This window comes from Collinsella phocaeensis, from assembly GCF_900119895.1.
Lineage (GTDB): Bacteria > Actinomycetota > Coriobacteriia > Coriobacteriales > Coriobacteriaceae > Collinsella > Collinsella phocaeensis.
This window is the reverse complement of sequence record NZ_FQLR01000004.1, coordinates 61,883-78,496: the sequence shown is the minus strand read 5'-3', so window position 1 is coordinate 78,496 and position 16,614 is coordinate 61,883. Positions and strand designations below refer to the sequence as shown.

Annotated in this window: 10 protein-coding genes and 1 tRNA gene; 6 read left to right on the top strand and 5 right to left on the bottom strand. The window is 63.4% G+C overall.

Going from position 1 to position 16,614, the window contains the following annotated elements; translation table 11 throughout:
• Positions 1–289 precede the first annotated feature (289 nt).
• Positions 290–364, bottom strand: a tRNA-Gly gene (locus BQ7355_RS02530).
• 495 nt (positions 365–859) lie between these two features.
• On the opposite strand from BQ7355_RS02530, the gene BQ7355_RS02525 reads away from it, so the two are divergent.
• Both BQ7355_RS02525 and BQ7355_RS02520 read left to right on the top strand, forming a co-directional pair.
• The gene (locus BQ7355_RS02525) at positions 860–4,510 is read left to right on the top strand and encodes an MSCRAMM family protein (RefSeq protein WP_083581481.1); all 3,651 of its coding nucleotides are present in this window, start codon (positions 860–862) and stop codon (positions 4,508–4,510) included.
• Between the two features lie 194 nt (positions 4,511–4,704).
• The gene (locus BQ7355_RS02520) at positions 4,705–5,256 is read left to right on the top strand and encodes a class B sortase (protein ID WP_072414796.1); all 552 of its coding nucleotides are present in this window, start codon (positions 4,705–4,707) and stop codon (positions 5,254–5,256) included.
• Positions 5,257–5,394: 138 nt separating this feature from the next.
• Here BQ7355_RS02520 and BQ7355_RS02515 read toward each other — a convergent pair whose 3' ends face one another.
• Complete coding sequence (locus tag BQ7355_RS02515; RefSeq protein ID WP_072414795.1) at positions 5,395–5,631, bottom strand: hypothetical protein; 237 nt, start codon at positions 5,629–5,631, stop codon at positions 5,395–5,397.
• 136 nt (positions 5,632–5,767) lie between these two features.
• Between BQ7355_RS02515 and BQ7355_RS02510 the strand changes: the two genes are divergently transcribed.
• Positions 5,768–6,007 (top strand): glutaredoxin family protein, encoded by a 240-nt coding sequence (locus tag BQ7355_RS02510; protein WP_072414794.1) that lies wholly within the window; start codon positions 5,768–5,770, stop codon positions 6,005–6,007.
• An 89-nt stretch (positions 6,008–6,096) separates the two neighbouring features.
• Here the strand turns inward: BQ7355_RS02510 and BQ7355_RS02505 are convergent, their stop codons facing one another.
• Positions 6,097–9,384 (bottom strand): hypothetical protein, encoded by a 3,288-nt coding sequence (locus BQ7355_RS02505; protein ID WP_072414793.1) that lies wholly within the window; start codon positions 9,382–9,384, stop codon positions 6,097–6,099.
• A 205-nt stretch (positions 9,385–9,589) separates the two neighbouring features.
• On the opposite strand from BQ7355_RS02505, the gene BQ7355_RS02500 reads away from it, so the two are divergent.
• Both BQ7355_RS02500 and BQ7355_RS02495 read left to right on the top strand, forming a co-directional pair.
• A complete protein-coding gene (locus BQ7355_RS02500; protein ID WP_072414792.1) occupies positions 9,590–10,591 on the top strand; it encodes a helix-turn-helix transcriptional regulator in 1,002 nt (333 codons plus the stop codon).
• Entirely contained in the window at positions 10,584–11,510 is a 927-nt protein-coding gene (locus tag BQ7355_RS02495; protein ID WP_072414791.1) for a helix-turn-helix transcriptional regulator, read from the top strand. The genes BQ7355_RS02500 and BQ7355_RS02495 overlap by 8 nt, the downstream gene beginning before the upstream one ends.
• Before the next feature lie 13 nt (positions 11,511–11,523).
• Here BQ7355_RS02495 and BQ7355_RS02490 read toward each other — a convergent pair whose 3' ends face one another.
• Together BQ7355_RS02490 and BQ7355_RS02485 are read right to left on the bottom strand one after the other, a co-directional pair.
• The gene (locus tag BQ7355_RS02490; protein ID WP_072414790.1) at positions 11,524–14,415 is read right to left on the bottom strand and encodes a helicase C-terminal domain-containing protein; all 2,892 of its coding nucleotides are present in this window, start codon (positions 14,413–14,415) and stop codon (positions 11,524–11,526) included.
• Entirely contained in the window at positions 14,415–15,383 is a 969-nt protein-coding gene (locus BQ7355_RS02485; RefSeq protein ID WP_072414789.1) for a D-alanine--D-alanine ligase family protein, read from the bottom strand. Before BQ7355_RS02485 ends, BQ7355_RS02490 begins: the two co-directional genes overlap by 1 nt.
• A gap of 134 nt (positions 15,384–15,517) precedes the next feature.
• Here BQ7355_RS02485 and rlmN point away from each other — a divergent pair, with 134 nt between their 5' ends.
• Positions 15,518–16,564, top strand: a complete 1,047-nt coding sequence (gene rlmN / locus BQ7355_RS02480) for a dual-specificity RNA methyltransferase RlmN (RefSeq protein WP_072414788.1) — start codon at positions 15,518–15,520, stop codon at positions 16,562–16,564.
• Positions 16,565–16,614: the final 50 nt, after the last annotated feature.

Sequence of the window (16,614 nt, the reverse complement as noted above, 5' to 3'; positions counted from 1 at the left end):
TTACGCGGTGGAGCGAGGCGCAGATGATGAAGAGCGGGCGCCTCGTCCCGCATATACGGAAAGAGCCCGGTACCGCGATGGCACCGGGCTCCTGGCTCTCATTGGAGCGGGCATGAGGGACTCGCGTTCGCCTCCGGCGACCGCAGCTTCGGGCGCTCCGCGCCCTCGCACGCTCGCTGGGAAACGGCTCGCGCCGTTTCCTCAGCCTCGCGACCCCAACGGGTTCGAGCCCCGGCACATATACGGAAAGAGCCCGGCACCGCGATGGCGCCGGGCTCCTGGCTCTCACTGGAGCGGGTAACGGGACTCGAACCCGCGAATGTCAGCTTGGGAAGCTGATGCCTTACCACTTGGCGATACCCGCGTGGGGTCTAGTATAGCGCACACACGCGAGACGGCAACTCTCTCTTTACGATGCCCTACGTGCCAAAGGGCGCACCCTGATGACACGCGGGGCGATGTCCGGGCAGAGGTTTTTGCTTTGTTCGTGGTCACCCCACCTCGCTGTAGGCGCGCTGCGCACCGGCCCTCCACTCAGGCGAAGCGGTCGTCCGCCAGCGACCAGCAGTTGTTCGATGCGGGCGAGACTCTGCGGCAGCGCATCGCTCCTGCCCGTTCGATCCACCGACATCCCTGTAACAACACGCGACGTACGCTCGCTACCCCATCACATTCGAAGGAGGTCGCGATGATGCGTCGAGCGAGACAGCTGCTGCGAAACGTACTCGGGAGGCTGCCGGCACCACGGCGAGCGCGTTGGACGAGCGTGCTCATATCGGCCATAGCCTGTGCAGTCGCATTGGGAACGGCACCGCTTGCGGCGGGCGGGGCGGAGGGGCGCCTGACGGTAAGCGAACTGGTGGTAAACCCTCATTCTATCGCCTCCACGGGCCGCTTCATCCGCGTCGACGGCGCGACCTCCCCCGTCGCCTACTGCGCCCAGGGCTGGCTTGTCACGCCCAAGGTCGGCCAATCGCTCACGAGATACGGAGCGCTTGGAATCCCCGAGCTCGATTACGTGCTCTACCACGGCTACGACGGCAAGACCGTCACCTCGATATACGGGCTCAACGAGACGCGGTCGGAGGCGGCCACGACCTACGCCGCGTGGCTTTCCATCGCGGACCAGCGCGAAGACGTACTCTCGTACACCTCCCCCGATGAGGGAACCTACCACGGCAACAAGGGTTACCTCGAGCGCTGGCAAAACGCACGGGACGCCCAGGCGAAGGAAGCCGGATGGAAGCTCTACCAAGAAGGACTCGCCTATAAGCAGGCGGGCGGGGGAGGCATCGAGGAGGGCTGCGCCATCCTGTGGAAAAATGAGACCCCGTTCGGATCGAACCAGACCTTCGACTACCAGGACCTTGTGACCGTCGAGAAGAGGGTGACCGTTCGCTTCACCAAGATCTCCGCCCAGATCGAGCTCACCGCGGACAATCCCTCCTACTCGCCGCAGGGCGCACGATACGACATATTCCGCCGCGACGATGGGGCCAAGGTCGCATCGATCGAAACCGATGAGAACGGCAGCGCCCAGGTGGCGCTTGCGCCCAACACGGATTATTACGCAGTCGAGACGAAAGCGCCGGCGGGCTACCTCCTCAACGACGAGCGCGTCGAATTCAAGACGGGGCAAGGCGGCACCGAGGTGACCCTTGAGGATCAGCCCGGGACGTTTCGTCTCTCCATCGTCAAGAAGGACGCGGCGACCAACGGACCGGCGCAACCCGGGTCATCTCTTGAGGGAGCCGAATACAAGCTGATATCCACATCCAAGCCGGGTTTCTCCACTACGGGATCGACCGACAAAAATGGAACGCTCACGTTTACGGACATCCCTCTTGGAACCGTCGCCGTCACCGAGACGAAGGCGCCGCAAGGATATGTGCTCGACGCATCGACCCATTCCTTCACCGTGACGGCAGATGAGCTGGGCGGAAAAGCCCATATCACCCTTACCCCTACGGAAGATTTCAAGGAGGTCCCCGTGTGCTTCGATATCGAGATCATGAAGTTTGAGGGCGGGGCCGCCGGAAACCAGAGCACCGAGAAGCCGCTGGCCGGAATATCCTTCGATATCGTGTCCAACACCACCGGCAACGTTGTCGGGACCATCACGACCGGAAAGGACGGGTACGCGTCGACGGACGGCTCCTGGTTCGGGAGCGGATCTCGCCCCTCAGGCGCCTCGGGCTCCATCCCCTTCGACCGCAAGGGGTACACCGTGCGCGAGGTCGAGAGCACCGTACCCGACGGATTCAAAGCCGTTGATCCATGGACCATTTCTGCAGACCAGATCGCCGACGGCTCATGCCTTCGCTACATGGTGGACAACCATCGAGCGCGGGCGCGCGTCCAGATCGTGAAAATCGATACCGCCAGCCAGGAGCCCGTCAAGCTCGCAGGCTTCGCGTTCCAGATCCTCGATAAGGACAAGCAGCCCTTGAGCCCCGACGCCTGGGCGAACGGCTGGTCGGGAAGCGATACGTTCACAACAGATGATTCGGGGTCCGTCATCCTTCCCGACCGGCTGAAGACCGGATCCTACTTCCTGCGGGAAGTTGCGGCGAGCGCGCCCTACCTCTTGAATACGAAGGATTTGCCGTTCGAGGTCACCTCGAAGGACGACGAGACGCTTGTGACCCTAAAGGCCTCAGACGAGCGAGCGCGGGGACGCGCCCGCATCGAGAAGCGCTGCGAAGCGGGATGTGACGACCTTGCGGGCGCCATGTTCGACGTCATCGCCCTTGAGGACATCGTGGCCCCGAACGGATCCGTCGAGGCGCACGCCGGGGAGATCGTCGACACCGTCGAAACCGATGATGACGGCCGCGCGACCACGCGCGAGCTGCCCTTGGGCGGAGGGACGGCGCACTACGCCTTCAGGGAGACGCGTCCCCCTGCCGGGCACACCCTGAATGCGGAAATCATCCCCTTTACGCTCGCGTACAAAGATTCATCCTGCGCCGTCGTTTTCGCACAGGCAACGTGCGTCGATACCCCGAATGAGATCGTCATCCAGAAGGCCATCAAGGGCACCGACAGCCCCTTGGGCAACGCCACGTTCCACCTCTGGCGCGCTGAGGATGAGAACGCGGAGACGAGTGAGGGGGCACCCGATCTCAAGGAGGGTTGCAAGGCCGTGCAGCTCGTCACCGACGATTCCGGTATCGCTCGGTACTCGCATCTTGAACCGGGAACTTGGAAACTTCGCGAGACCGCCGCACCGGCGGGATACCTCGTCTCCCCCGATACCCTCGAGTTCGAGGTTGCCGACGACGGCACGATTCAGGGAACAGGCTCCTTCTCGGTTGAGGTCGACGACGATTTCACGCGCGTCATGATATCGAAGCGCGACATCACCGACGAGCAGGAGCTGGAGGGAGCTCGGCTCACCGTCCTCGATGAAGACGGGAACGTGGTCGAGCACTGGGTCTCAACCACAGAGCCCCACCCCATCGAGCGCCTCGCTCCGGGTTCCTACACCCTTGTCGAGGAGCTCGAACCGCGTACGTACGACAAGGCCTCCAGCGTGGCCTTCACCGTAGAGGAAACCGGGGCCATCCAGCACGTGACCATGTACGACCGACCCCTGGAAATCTCCGGCAGCATAGACAAGCGTCAGGAAATCGGCGACCCGGTAGCCGAGGACACGACGGAAAACGGGGACGGGAAGAACAGGGCTGAGGTCACCGCCTCGGAAGAGGGCATGTTCGATTACGCGATCGATGCACGCAACGAGAGCGAGACATGGGTCGATGAGTTCACGGTAACCGACGAGCTTGATGGGGTCATCGGAGGACTGGTGATTCTTGAGGGCATCACCACCCCGCAGGCGACAGGGGACTTCGACGGACTCCTGAACGTCTGGTACAAGACGGAGCCTATCGGGGAGACCGTGGAGCACACGGCGGCGAACGCGACGACCGATGACGGACACGTCAACCCATGGCTCGACGATTCGACGGTGCTCAACGGTCTGGGGGATGACCGACGGGCGCTCGACTATTCCGGCTGGCACCTCTGGGCGAAGGGAATCGACAGCACCGTTGCGACCCATCTTTCCGTATCGGACCTCGGTCTCGAACCCGGCCTTACGGTCTCGGCCATCCGTCTTGAATACGGCCGCGTCGATGCCGGCTTCACCACGCGCGAGGGTTGCTGGGACCGCGAAGACCTTAAGCATCCCCACGATGACGCGGAGCATCTTGATGAGAGCCAGGGCGATACCGCCCAGGGCGAGAAAGACCTCGCACCGGCATTGCTCCACATGAGGCTCACCGACCGATATCGCGACGGAGCCCCTTTGGAGAACGGCGCGCGGCTCGATATGTTCCGCAACGGAGGAGGGCAGGGACTCGAAGACCACGATTCCGACAACGTGGTCCAGACTCCCAAGACCGCATACGGGGTCTTGGACCAAACCGGGGTCAAACCGCTCATCATCGCACTCGTCACCGGAGCCGCGGTCGCCGGTGCCCTTGCCATCGCCGCTTGGAAACGATGAGCGTCGGAGGAGGGACGGCTCCGAGACGCGCCTTTGCGGGCGCAGCCGCAATGCTCTCGGCCACGCTCTGCATGGCTTCCGCCGTACACGCGTCCCTCATCGACCTTGCAGGGCTTCATAGCGCGCATCTTTCCCAGATATCGCCCGTATCGCACAACCCATCCGACGTACCTCAAAACGATTGGAGCGCAATCATGTCCATCAACCCCAATGTCAAAGGTTGGCTCACCGTCGAGGGCACGCACATCGACTCCCCTGTCGTCCAGGCACCCGGTAGAGATCAGGAAAGCTGGTATCTCACACACGACATCTTCGACCAGCCCAATCCCCTCGGTTGCCCGTACCTCGGGACTCGGTCGCGGGCAAACGGCCGCCGCATGCTCGTGTTCGGACATCACCTTCAGGACAGCACGCTGATGTTTAGCGAACTGTCCGACGCCTACGAGCAGGATGCGTTCGACGCCGTGGGCGATGCGTCGTGGGCGCTGCCGTCCGGTAGGATTCGTACCTACCGGCCCCTGGCGGCGCTCCGATGCGACGCTTCCTACCAGGCCATCCAGGAGCAGGGCACTATATCGGTCGCCGGCCTGCGCTCGTGGATCCGGACCATCGTAAGCAACGCGACCGCCCGGTCACACGACGCCGAAACCCTTATGGCGAAAGCCACCCACATTCTCACCTTGGTTACCTGCTCGAGCGAACAGGCTGGGCTACCCTGGCGCACACTGGTGATCTTCGCATCCTAGCTGGGTAGCTGGGTTGAGCGGAGGTTCCGTCGGAGCGTCGAGCGGGCTGCAGCGACGCCCTGTTCATGATGCATGCCGACGCAAAGTGAGGCGGTAGACGAATCGCGCGCAAACACCGCCGCGGCAGACGCGACGGCCCTACTCCGACTCGGATGCGACGGCGGCGTCTTCTGTCCCATCGCCTTGATCGACGGTACCGGCAATCTCGTCATTCGTGTCGACATCCTGCTGCTCCTGAGAGATATGCTCGCTTCTCTCCGCCTCGGGGGTCGAACCCTTTACACCCACGACATATGCGAGGCCGAAACCGAGTGCGAGCGCGAGGACAATGGCGATGGCATAGGCCACCTTATGACGCTTCATGAACGAAAACACGAGAAACCTCCCGGACGGATACCTTCCCGTATGCTAACAGCTTTGCACGCTCGCAGCCGCAGCGGAAGTACATTGATTATGAAACGGTGCGGGGCGGGTATCTGGTATAAAATGAGTTGCCTTTGAAAGGAACACCATGTCCCACAGCTACACCCTCTACACCATGAGCACGTGCCCGTTCTGCCGTCGCGTCGAGTCCTTTATGAAGCAGCACGGGATCGATCTGCCCCGCAAGGACATTCTCACCGAGCCCGGCGCGCGCGATGAGCTCATCTCCATCGGCGGCAAGGGACAGGTTCCCTGCCTCGTGATCGACGGCAAGGCCCTATACGAGTCCGCGGACATCATCGCGTACATGGGACGCAACCCGCTCTAAGAGACCGTCCCATCGGCCTTGACCGCACGTTAAGACAAGAGGTCCCATCCTTGTGGATAGGATCTCTTGTTATGCTCAACATCCCTCGCCTACGACCGGCGAATGACCTCGGTAACGATGTCGGCGGCAAGCGCGACATTGTCGGCGTTCACGTTCGCCGGGATATCCTCCTCGGAGTGCGAGAACGCGAACGACGTCCCCTCGACGCCCGCCAGCGTGCAGGAGCGCAGGCTCATCTCCATGGCCACATGGGCGTCCGTATCGAGGTACGGCATGTCAACCGAACCGATCTCATGGTGGAAATCGGCGGAGACGCGCGAGAGCAGGCCCTTGATGCGCTTATCGCCCTTGAGCACGCGACGCTCGCCCTCGGTGGAGACCATGGCCAGATGACCGGCGCCGACGCACTCCAGGTTGATGAGGAACACGCCGCGCAAGCGATCTCGATGGGTGTTGAGGAACGCCTGGATGCCGGCATTACCGCTTTCGGAAGCACCCGCTGCCACGAACCAGATGTCATGACCGAGCAGCTCGTCGTCGCCCATCGAGGTCACGGCATCGCGCAGCTCATCTTCGGTCATATCCACCGAAGAGGTCGCACCGCCCTTCCAGCCATCGTCACCGTCGAAGTTGTCCCACGAACCGATATCGCGACCGGAGCGCTTGGCGTCGAAGTCGTCTTCCACGCCGAGCCAGTCGCTCATGCTGTCCTCGCGCTGCTTCTTCTTGCGTCCGAACAGGCCGCCGAAACCACGCTTCTTCTTGACAGGGGCCGGGGTGGGCGCCGAGATGGTCTCGATCGGCTCGGCCGCGGGAGCCTGCATGCCGGTGTTGCCGCTGATCACCGTGAACTGCGTGGTGGACGGCGAAGCGGGCTTCGACGGCGCAGCGGGACGGGATGCGGCGGTACGGGACACCGGGGCACCGAAGGGGTCCGTCACGCCGCTCGCAGGATCCGGCAGGTCGAGAAGGGATGCACGGCTTGCCGGGGCGGCGGGATCGGGCACATCGATACCCGCAGGCCCCTTCACGGAGGGCACGTTTATCTTGCGCAGCGGGCGCTGAGGAGCGACGTCGCCGTTGATCTGCGCCATGAGCGCATCCACGGTATCCACAGTCCGCTCGGGTTGTGCGGGCATGGCCTGCGTCCCCTGCAGCACCGGATTGGACTCCTGGGTTCCCTGCGGCTGAGACGCAGCCGCGAACGCCGCGGTCGCGGCGATGGTCGAATCGGCAGGAGCTTTCCGCTCGGCCTCGGGCGCGCAAGGCTGCTCGCCGCCGTCCTCCGACATGCCTTCGGCGAGATCCGCAGGCGCGGGCTCTTCGTCGACCTGAGCGATAGGCTCGAGGTCGAAGAGCGTGTTGGAAACCTCAACGGGTTCGAGCACGGCCTCGGATCCCTCGTCGGCGCTGCCGACTTCATCTGAATCCGCCTCGTCGTAGGCGACCTCGTCATCACTCGATAGCGCAGGAACCTGTACGGTCGACTCGGTTACCGGAGCCTCAACGGTGCGCTCGAGCTGACCGGCATCGAAGACCACCGTGCCCTCGATATCCTCCTCGGCATCGACGTCATCGGAAATCTGGTCATCCTCTTCATCCTCAATGGGCTCCCAGATAGCTGCCATGATGTCGACGTCGTCCTCATCGGGCTGCTCTTCCATGGGAAGGACGCCCCAATCGACAAAGTCCTCTTCGGGAGTTTCCTCCGCCTGCTCGATATCGTCTTCGCCGAGCGTCATCTCATCCTCGGCGTACTCGCCCTCGGCGTATTCCCCGTCGTCATACTCTTCATCGAGGTACCCGTCGTCGGAATACTCATCGTATGCATCTGCGTCGCCCTCATCGCCCTGAACGCCTTCGTCCTCGGCGTAGAGCTCTTCGTCCTGCTCGTCGGCTGACTCGAAATCCGCCTCGAGATACTCATCCTCGACGGCGTTCTCGCAATCGTCCCCATCTTCGAGGCGCTCTGCGAGGGCGGAATCGCCCTCGAGATCGAGCGCGGGCTCAAAGCCAAGGTCCACGGGACTCTCATCGACGGCAACCGACGCGTCGTCGCAAGCCTCATCGACAACGGCTGCGGGAGCGGCGGAATCGTATGCGAACTGCGATTCGTCGTACTCGATCGAGCAGGTATCGGAAACCATGCCGAGCGCACGGATCGCATCGGCGCCGAAACGGAGGTTGCCCTGAGCGTTCACGGGAAGCGCCGGGGAATCCTCCTCGAAGGTCTCCGGGTTGGACTGGCCCTCGAGTGCGGGCCCTTCCTCAGCCGCGGGCTCATCTTCCTCGATGGAATCCGTGACGGGAAGCCCATCCTCCTCGACCGGGAGAGCTTCCATCTGGACCGTGGCGCCGGGCTCGGCGGGGATGTCGTCTTCGGCGAGCGGGGTATCGTCGGCCGGCGTAGACGCAAAACGGGCCTCGAGCGGCTCACCCTCGGCGTACGCGGACTCCGAGTCATCTGGGGCAGTGAGGGCAGGGACTCCGGACATGGGACGCGCGGCCACTTCGACGACGGGCTCGCACTCATCCTCGACGCTGCCATCTTCCTCGGCAAGATCCTCATCATGGAGCGCTGCCTCGTGGACGAGCCGGCGCTGCTCGTCCATGTACTCGTCGAAGGGGCGGTCGTCGGGGAACTCCACGGCGGCGCGGGAAGGCGAGACGGCATCCATGACGCCGAGCATGGCGGCGACGGAAGACTTGTTGCACACGGCACCCGAGGTGTAGGGGAGCACGAAGCGGTTGAGCATGACGGACACACCCTGAACGAGCGGGACGAGGGCCAGCAGGGTCGCGGCGATCCACAGGACGGCCTTCGCCGCGCCGGGCAACGGAAACAGGCCGAGAACCGCCACGGCGGCAGGCACCGCCATGGCGACCGGCTGCAGGCGCGCGAGGAACGGGCGGTAGCCGGCGTAGGGCTGACGGCTCAACAGGTCGGCACGCGGGGAGTCGTAGTGGGCGACCACGACGACCGGGCGGTTGCGCGGCGAGGCCAGCGGGCCGGAGGCGCGATGGCAGGCAATCACGTTCTGGGACAGGCCGCCGCCCCCGATCTGCGGAAAGCTCATGCGCCCGGTGCGCTCGAGGAAGTAGACGGCGCAACAGGCGATGACCAGGAGCGCGCCCACGACACCGAGCGCGCCGCCGAGCCCCATGAGCACGCAGGACACGAACATCGCGATACCCAGCGCGGCCGAAGCCACCTTGCGCGAAGCGCTCGCCGTGAACTCCTGGACCTCGGGCTCGAACCCGTGGTTCGAAAAGATGCGCGCGATCGTGTCGGCCGCCGCACGCTCCTCCTCGCTGCAGGCGGGGGTGATGCCGACGTTCTGCAGCAGATGGTTCAAATATTTCTGAGTGTTCGCCATGAGGGCTCCGCATCATATCTATCGTGTACCGCGGGCATAGCTGTCCCGCATTTTGACCGTATATAGTCGAGAGTATAGCGCGGTGCGCGGTGCGCGGGGCCGCTCGAGGTCCAACCAACCCGGGCATCGGACCGTTTCATCCCTCTATCTCCATATCGCGTAGAATGAATGTTCGTATCTTCTCGTCCACGCGAAAGGGGTGCGCATGGAGGATAGGGACGGAGCTTTTCCGAGCTCCCTGGAGCACGGTTATCCACGCAGGCTGCTCAACCTGCTCTTCATCCTCAACACGAGCGTCGAGCCGCCGACGACCGACGAGATCATCGGCGACTCAGACCTGGGCTATGGATCAGGTTCTCGCGATTCCGACCTCAAGAAATTCAAGAGGGACCGCGACAAGCTCGCCCAGCAGGGATTCCATATCGTCGAGATCACGGGCGCCGGAGGCAGGCAGAACGAGCAGAGCACGTGGACCGTGGACCGGATGAGGACGCATGCCGAGCTCGGCCTCATATCCGCCTCGGATGCAGAGATTCTCGCCCACGCAGTCGATGCCGCCACCGAAGGGGGAACGAGCCCCCTCATGCCGGCCTTATCGTCCATCCGGGCGCGCCTACGGGGTCGAATGGACGTCGCTCCGCAGCAAGACGCCGCGCGTTCCATAGACCCGCGCCTGGAGGCCATATGGAACGCGTGGTGCCTGCGCCGGGCCCTGCCCTTCGACTATACGGACTCGAAGGGAGAGTCCCGCCCTCACTCCGTCGAGATCTACGGACTGTTTTCGCAGGCCGGTCACGGCTATTTCGTCGGCCGCGACGTCGAGGACAACGCCATCAAGACGTTTCGCTGCGACCGGGTGCGCGCGGCGCGCAAGCCGACGGGAGCCTATGACATCCCACAGGGGTTCTCCATTCGTGACTACCGATTCCTCCCCTTCGACTTCTCCGGCGCGGGGCTGGTGAACGTGTCGTTCTCCTTCCCCCGCACGCTCGGAGCAGCGGAAATCGAGGACATCACGCATGGACGCGGCACGATCGTTGACGGTCCTCACGATGTTTTCACGTGGAACATATCCGTGCGCAGCATCGACGCGGCGGCGCGGTTCGCACTCGCCCACGCCTCCGCGGGCATGAGGCCCGCATCGCCCAGCGCCCTCGTCGATGCGTGGAACGATATCCTGAAGGGAGTCGTCGAGACCTATGGCTAAACCATCCGACACGCTCAAACAGGACGAGCTGCTGCGCTGCAGCCTTCGCCTGCTCGAAGACCTCACGGCCGCACCCGGGCACCGCATGACGCTCGACGAGGCGGGCGCTGCGCTCGGCATCAACCCGCGGCAGGTGTCCTATGTGGTCGATTGCGTCGGATCCCTCTCCAACCTCAGCACCGGAACGCGGTCCGGCGTCTATATCGAGCACGGCGACATCGTCTTGGTCGGCGATGCCTCGCTGCTGGCTCCCCGCCGCCTCGACCTCAACGAATCCCTTGCGCTGGCGTGCGTCCTCGACAGCCTCTCGGTCCCCGAGGACGTGCGTGCGCGCGTGCAGGCCGCGCTCGGCCCCGTCGACGAAATCGCGCTGGATGCCTCCCCCTTTGCCGAAAGCGGGGAGCACGGCGACTTTCTGCTGCCCATTACGGAGGCCATCGGCTACGGCATCCGCTGCCGCATCTCGTATCGATCCCAAGACGACCCCGTCGCTGTCCCGCGGACGGTCGACCCGATCCGAATCGAGCGCGCGGGGCAGCACGCCTATCTGATCGCCTGGGACATCGACAAGGACGGCGTGCGCCGCTACCGACTGGACCGGATCGCCGAAGTCATCCACACGGATGATTCCGTGGAGCGGCATGCGGAGGAGGGACTCGCGGTAGCCGAAAGCATACGGGCCCACGGGTCCATCGCGACGGTACGGGCGCAGAGCGCCGCGGAGCTGCTCCTTCCGGGATGGGCCGGATTGTTCGATCTCCACGAGGTGGAAGGCGCGGTCGAGGCATCCCTGTCGTTCACCTCGGATCGCTGGCTCTTCGACCAGCTGCTTGCGGCCTCGCCCCGCATCGAGCTCGTGGGCCCGAGCGAGACGAAGCGCGCGTTTGCAGCCTATGCACGGGACCTGCTCATCCCCTAGGCACAGGCGAATATCATCCGTGGGATCGGCGCCACAGCTCGAGATACGCTCCGACCCGATCGCTCTCGATGCGCTGATACCCCGACGTGGGCAGTGAGTTGAGGAACTTCTTTCCATATCCCTTGGTCACCAGACGGGAATCGGCGAGCACCAAGACGCCGACATCGGTCGAGGTGCGGATGAGCCGGCCCGCGGCCTGCTTCACCTCGAGCACGGCCTCAGGCAGCGCATACTGGGCCCACGCCCGCTCTTCGCGCAGGCCGCGCTCGCAGGAGAGCGGATCGGTCGGACTCGAAAACGGCAGTTTGGGAATCACCACGCAGCGCAACGTCTCGCCCGATGCATCGAACCCCTCCCAGAACGCCTTGAGGGCGAACAGGGAACTCGATCGCTCGGAGATGAAGCGGTCGCGCAGCTGACGTGCCGAGGCGTTGCGCTGCTGACATGCAAGCTCGAGGCCGGCGGCGGCGAGGCGCGGCTGGACCCGGGCGTACAGGTCCTCCATGTCGCGCCTGTTGGTGAACAGAGTGAGCGCCGAGCCCCCCATGGCGACGTGCACGTCGACCAGCAGCTCCTCGAGCGTCGCCAGGTATGCATCGCGGTCGCGCGGGTCGGGCACGTCGCCCGCCACGACCACCGCCATGTTCTCGTCGAAGTTATAGCTCGAATCGAGATGGAGGGCCCGGTACGCCCCCTTGGGCAGCCGCTCAAGACCCGTCGCACGCGCGAAATGGTTGAATTTCCCCGCGATCGAGAGAGTCGCGGACGTGAAGATCACGCTCTTCATCTCGGGAAGCCAACGTGCGGCGAGGCTCTCCCCGATATCCAGCAGCTCGGCCGTGAGCGCCTCTCCACCCGCACGCAGGCGACGGTTCACCTGCAGCGAGTACACATAGCGCTCGTCGGCTCCGTCGACGATGAGCTTGAGGGATGCATGCGTCTCGGCCACGCGACGGGCAGCATCGGCCACGTCCACGACCATCTCCGGCTTGTCTGGCGCTATGGTCTCGACGAGCAATTCAAGGTTGCGAGACAGCCCGTAGAGCGCATCGACCGCGGCCGTCGCCGGGGGCAGAAACGCATCGCGCCATATATCGGATTCCCTCACCTCCGGGCCGATCCACATGTTGACGTTGTCGTAGGACCCGCCGCGGGCCACGCGCGAAACGTCCCGGACGGCGTCGAACAGCCCGCCCATCGCGATCGACGCGCGATGGGCGGATGCCGCAGCCTTCGCGGAGAGGCCCATGTAGAGCGTCATGGCATCCGAGCCCGCCAGGGCGGTCGTCAGCTGGCCGAGGACCCCGCCGCGCTCTCCGCCAAGGCGCTCGAACAGCGCGCGCGACTCATCTGCGGAAACGGTGCACGCCCATTGCCTTCGCGCCTCGCGCTCGACCGAATGCGCCTCGTCGATCACCCAGTGGCGGATGGGGGGAAGAATCTTGCCGTCTGCGGCGACGTTCCGGAACAGGAGCGAATGGTTGGTGACCACGATGTCCGCACGGGCGGCGCGGCGGCGGGCGCCGTGCACCAAGCACCGGTCGGGGAAAAACGGGCAGAGGCGCCGCGCACACTCGCGCGACGATGTGGTGAGGTCGGCGCGGTTGACGCTTCTCCAACGGATTCCGAGCGCGTCGAGGTCACCGGACGGCGACTGACACACATACGCGTAGATAACGGCTATCGCCGTCAGGGTGTCGGCAGGGTCCTTCGTCGTCTTGATCTCCGCCGTCCCCCTGCTCATACGCTCCAGCTTTCGCAGGCACGGATAGTGGTCGTAGCCCTTGAGCGCGCAGAACGAAAGGCCGCCGGGAACCTCCCGCGCAAGACGGGGAAGCTCGTGGTACATAAGCTGGTCTGCCAGGTTGTTGGACTTCGTCGCCACGCCTACGGTTATGTTGTTTCGCTTGGCGGCGAAGGCGAGGGGGACGAGGTAGGCAACCGACTTCCCTACGCCGGTGCCCGCCTCGATTACGCGGTGGGTATCGGTCGCGAGGGCGTCGCGCACCTCACAGGCCATCTGAATCTGCTCCGCGCGCGGCTCGTACGTTTCATACATTCGGCTCACCAGGCCACCCGGCTCATACTCCGCAGCGACCTCATCGCCCGTCGGCATATCCGTCCTCGGGAGCTCGTCGGCATCCGCTCGCTCGACAGGCGCCGAGGCGCGCAGAATGTCCGACCGCGCCGCCACGAGGGAGAACGAGGCATCAGGATCCTCTCCCGCCAGATAGGAGAATATCGGTCGATAGCTCCAGCTCACCTCCGGATGCATATCCGCGAGGCGGCGCGCGAGGCCCCGGGGGAGATCGGCGAGGGCGGTGAGCAGGATGCGCCAGACGCCGCAAAGCGCATCCACGTCATCATTCGCACGATGGGACACCTCAGAACAGCCGAACAGCTCGGCGAGATGGGACAGCTTATGCGAATTCAGCCGCGGGAGCGCGATGCGCGACAACGCAAGCGAATCGATCCAGATATCGCTGACCTTCACCCCACCGCGGACCGATTCGATGAACGTCCGGTCGAACGTCGCGTTATGCGCGATCACCGGGCACCCGCCCACGAAATCCGCCAAGGCTGCCACGGCTTCCTCTGCAGACGGGGCTGAAGCCACATCCGCATCCGTGATACTCGTGAGCTTCGTGATTTCCTCGGGGATCGGACACCCGGGATGCACGAACGTGTCGAACCGGTCCACGACCTCCCGTCCGCGCAGGCGCGCGGCGGATATCTCGATCAGCTTGCTTTCCTGAAACGACAGTCCTGTGGTCTCGGTATCGAGCACGATGACATCGTCCTCGATCAAGCCGAACGTGCGCGTGCGGGCGCGGTCGGCGAGCGTCCCGTACTGCTCTACGATCTCTTCCGGCGTGCCGGCGCACACCGCGTCCTCCATGCGCATCAAGCCTGCACCGCGTCCATCCTCCCCGCGCGGGCGAGAGCGCCGGCGATCAGGGCGTCGCACACATCGGAAAACACCATGCCCTCATGGCGAATCTCGTCCGGATACAGCGAGGTGTCCGTCATTCCCGGGAGCGTGTTCGTCTCCAAGATGACCGGCCCCCGATCGGTCACGATGAAGTCGCTGCGAGACAGCCCGTAACATCCGAGCGCGCGATGTGCCGCGCACGCCAGCTCTTGGGCACGCGCATAATCCTCCGGGTCGATCTGGGCCGGGATGCGATGGATATCCGTCGGATCGACGTACTTGACATCCAGGTTGTAGAAGTCTGCGTCTTCGGGACAGCTGATCTCCACGACCGGCAAAGCCCTCAGATCACCATCCTCGTAGACACCGACGGTGATCTCGGTTCCCACGAGGCACTCTTCGACCAGCACCTTCTCACCGTACTCGAATGCGCGCTCGATAGCTGCCCCCAGCAAAGAGGGGTCGTCCACCTTGCTCACGCCATAGCTCGATCCGTTGATGGCTGGTTTGACGAACGAGTGCTCGCCCACGGCCCGCGCGACAGCGTTTACGTCGTATGCCTCGTCGCGCTCCAGGGCCACTCCTGCAGCAACCGGAATACCCGCTCGTTCATACATGACCTTCGAGAGCTCCTTGTCCGCAGCGAGCACGCTCGCCGCGGCATCCGAACCCGTGTAGGGGATACCGAGGTATGCGAGCACATGCTGTATCTGGCCGTCCTCGCCGCCGGCGCCATGCAAGGCCAGGAACGCCACATCGTATCCGGAGCGAATGGAATCGAGGAATCGATCCTGGGCCGGATCGAGCAGATCGACATGCTCGTAACCCGCCTCGCACAACGCGGCCTGCGCGTTCTTGCCGGAATTAAGCGAGATCTCGCGCTCGGATGAGGTCCCTCCTGCAAGGACCGCAACCTTGATGTCGCGCTTCACCCTTTCCATATCACCTGCTCCTTTTCGCCCAGCGACGTGCTGATGTTCTTTCCTCGACCGGATGGACCAGACAGGTACGCCGATCGTCATATTCCCTTATTGTATAGGTAACTATGGCTTGACCGTTCTTTGAAGGGACGCTTATGGAACACACAAAACGTATGAGGGATGTCCGCTCGCTTACGCTTGACGACATCAAAGCGGTGCTCGCCGATCTCAATCAGCCAGCCTTCCGTGCCAAGCAGATTTACGAATGGATCTTTTCTAAGAACGTTTGTTCGTTCGACGAGATGACCAATGTGCCCAAAACCCTTCGCGACGAACTGTCCCAGCGCTTCACCTTCGGGGTGCCTACGGAAATCGTCAAGCAGGTCTCCCGCGACGGATCGCGCAAATATCTGTTGGAGTTCCCCGATGGGACCTCTGTCGAAACCGTCGGCATGCCCTCGCGAAACAAACTCTCCGTCTGCGTTTCGACGCAGGCGGGCTGCGCCATGGGGTGCGTCTTCTGTGCGACCGGTTTCAACGGCCTCGCACGTTCGCTCAGCGCACAGGAAATCGTCGACCAGGTCCACCATGTAGCGCGTGATTTCGGCGAGCGCGTCACAAGCGTCGTCTTCATGGGTCAAGGAGAGCCGTTCGCCAACTTCGATAACACGGTGACCGCTCTTCGCATGCTCAACGATCCAGAGGGTGTCAATATTGGTGCGCGCCACCTTACGGTCTCAACCTGCGGTGTTATCCCTGGCATCAAGCGTTTTGCGGAGCTTCCCGAACAATTCACGCTTGCAATTTCCCTGCATTCTGCCATTCAGTCAACGCGCAACAAACTTATGCCGGGTGTTAGAAAGTACACCCTTCAACGTCTCCATGAGACCCTGCAGACCTACGTGGAAAAGACCGGCCGTCGTCCGAGCTACGAGTTCGCCATGATCGATGGCATCAACGACACGACCCCCGAGATGGATGCCCTTATCGACTTCTGCGCTGGCACACTTTGCCACGTCAACCTCATCCAGCTTAACGATACTCCCGGCTCGCTTCTCAAGCCGTCTCCTGTCCACAAAATCGAGACGCTCCAGAGAAGGCTCACCATGCATGGCGTTGAAACCACCATTCGCAACTCTCGCGGTAACGATATCGACGCAGCCTGCGGTCAGCTCAAACAGAAAAGAGTGTATCTCTCCTAGTGGCTTCCCATATTGCGTCGTGCTGTACGGCACGCGGGCTAAAGCCTGAC

What these genes read in the sequence shown, in the direction of transcription:
- BQ7355_RS02500 (WP_072414792.1), top strand. Translation starts at nt 9,590, where the DNA reads ATGGAGGATAGGGACGGAGCTTTTCCGAGCTCCCTGGAGCACGGTTAT.
- BQ7355_RS02485 (WP_072414789.1), bottom strand. Translation starts at nt 15,383, where the DNA reads ATGGAAAGGGTGAAGCGCGACATCAAGGTTGCGGTCCTTGCAGGAGGG.
- BQ7355_RS02520 (WP_072414796.1), top strand. Translation starts at nt 4,705, where the DNA reads ATGTCCATCAACCCCAATGTCAAAGGTTGGCTCACCGTCGAGGGCACG.
- BQ7355_RS02510 (WP_072414794.1), top strand. Translation starts at nt 5,768, where the DNA reads ATGTCCCACAGCTACACCCTCTACACCATGAGCACGTGCCCGTTCTGC.
- rlmN (WP_072414788.1), top strand. Translation starts at nt 15,518, where the DNA reads ATGGAACACACAAAACGTATGAGGGATGTCCGCTCGCTTACGCTTGAC.
- BQ7355_RS02495 (WP_072414791.1), top strand. Translation starts at nt 10,584, where the DNA reads ATGGCTAAACCATCCGACACGCTCAAACAGGACGAGCTGCTGCGCTGC.
- BQ7355_RS02490 (WP_072414790.1), bottom strand. Translation starts at nt 14,415, where the DNA reads ATGCGCATGGAGGACGCGGTGTGCGCCGGCACGCCGGAAGAGATCGTA.
- BQ7355_RS02505 (WP_072414793.1), bottom strand. Translation starts at nt 9,384, where the DNA reads ATGGCGAACACTCAGAAATATTTGAACCATCTGCTGCAGAACGTCGGC.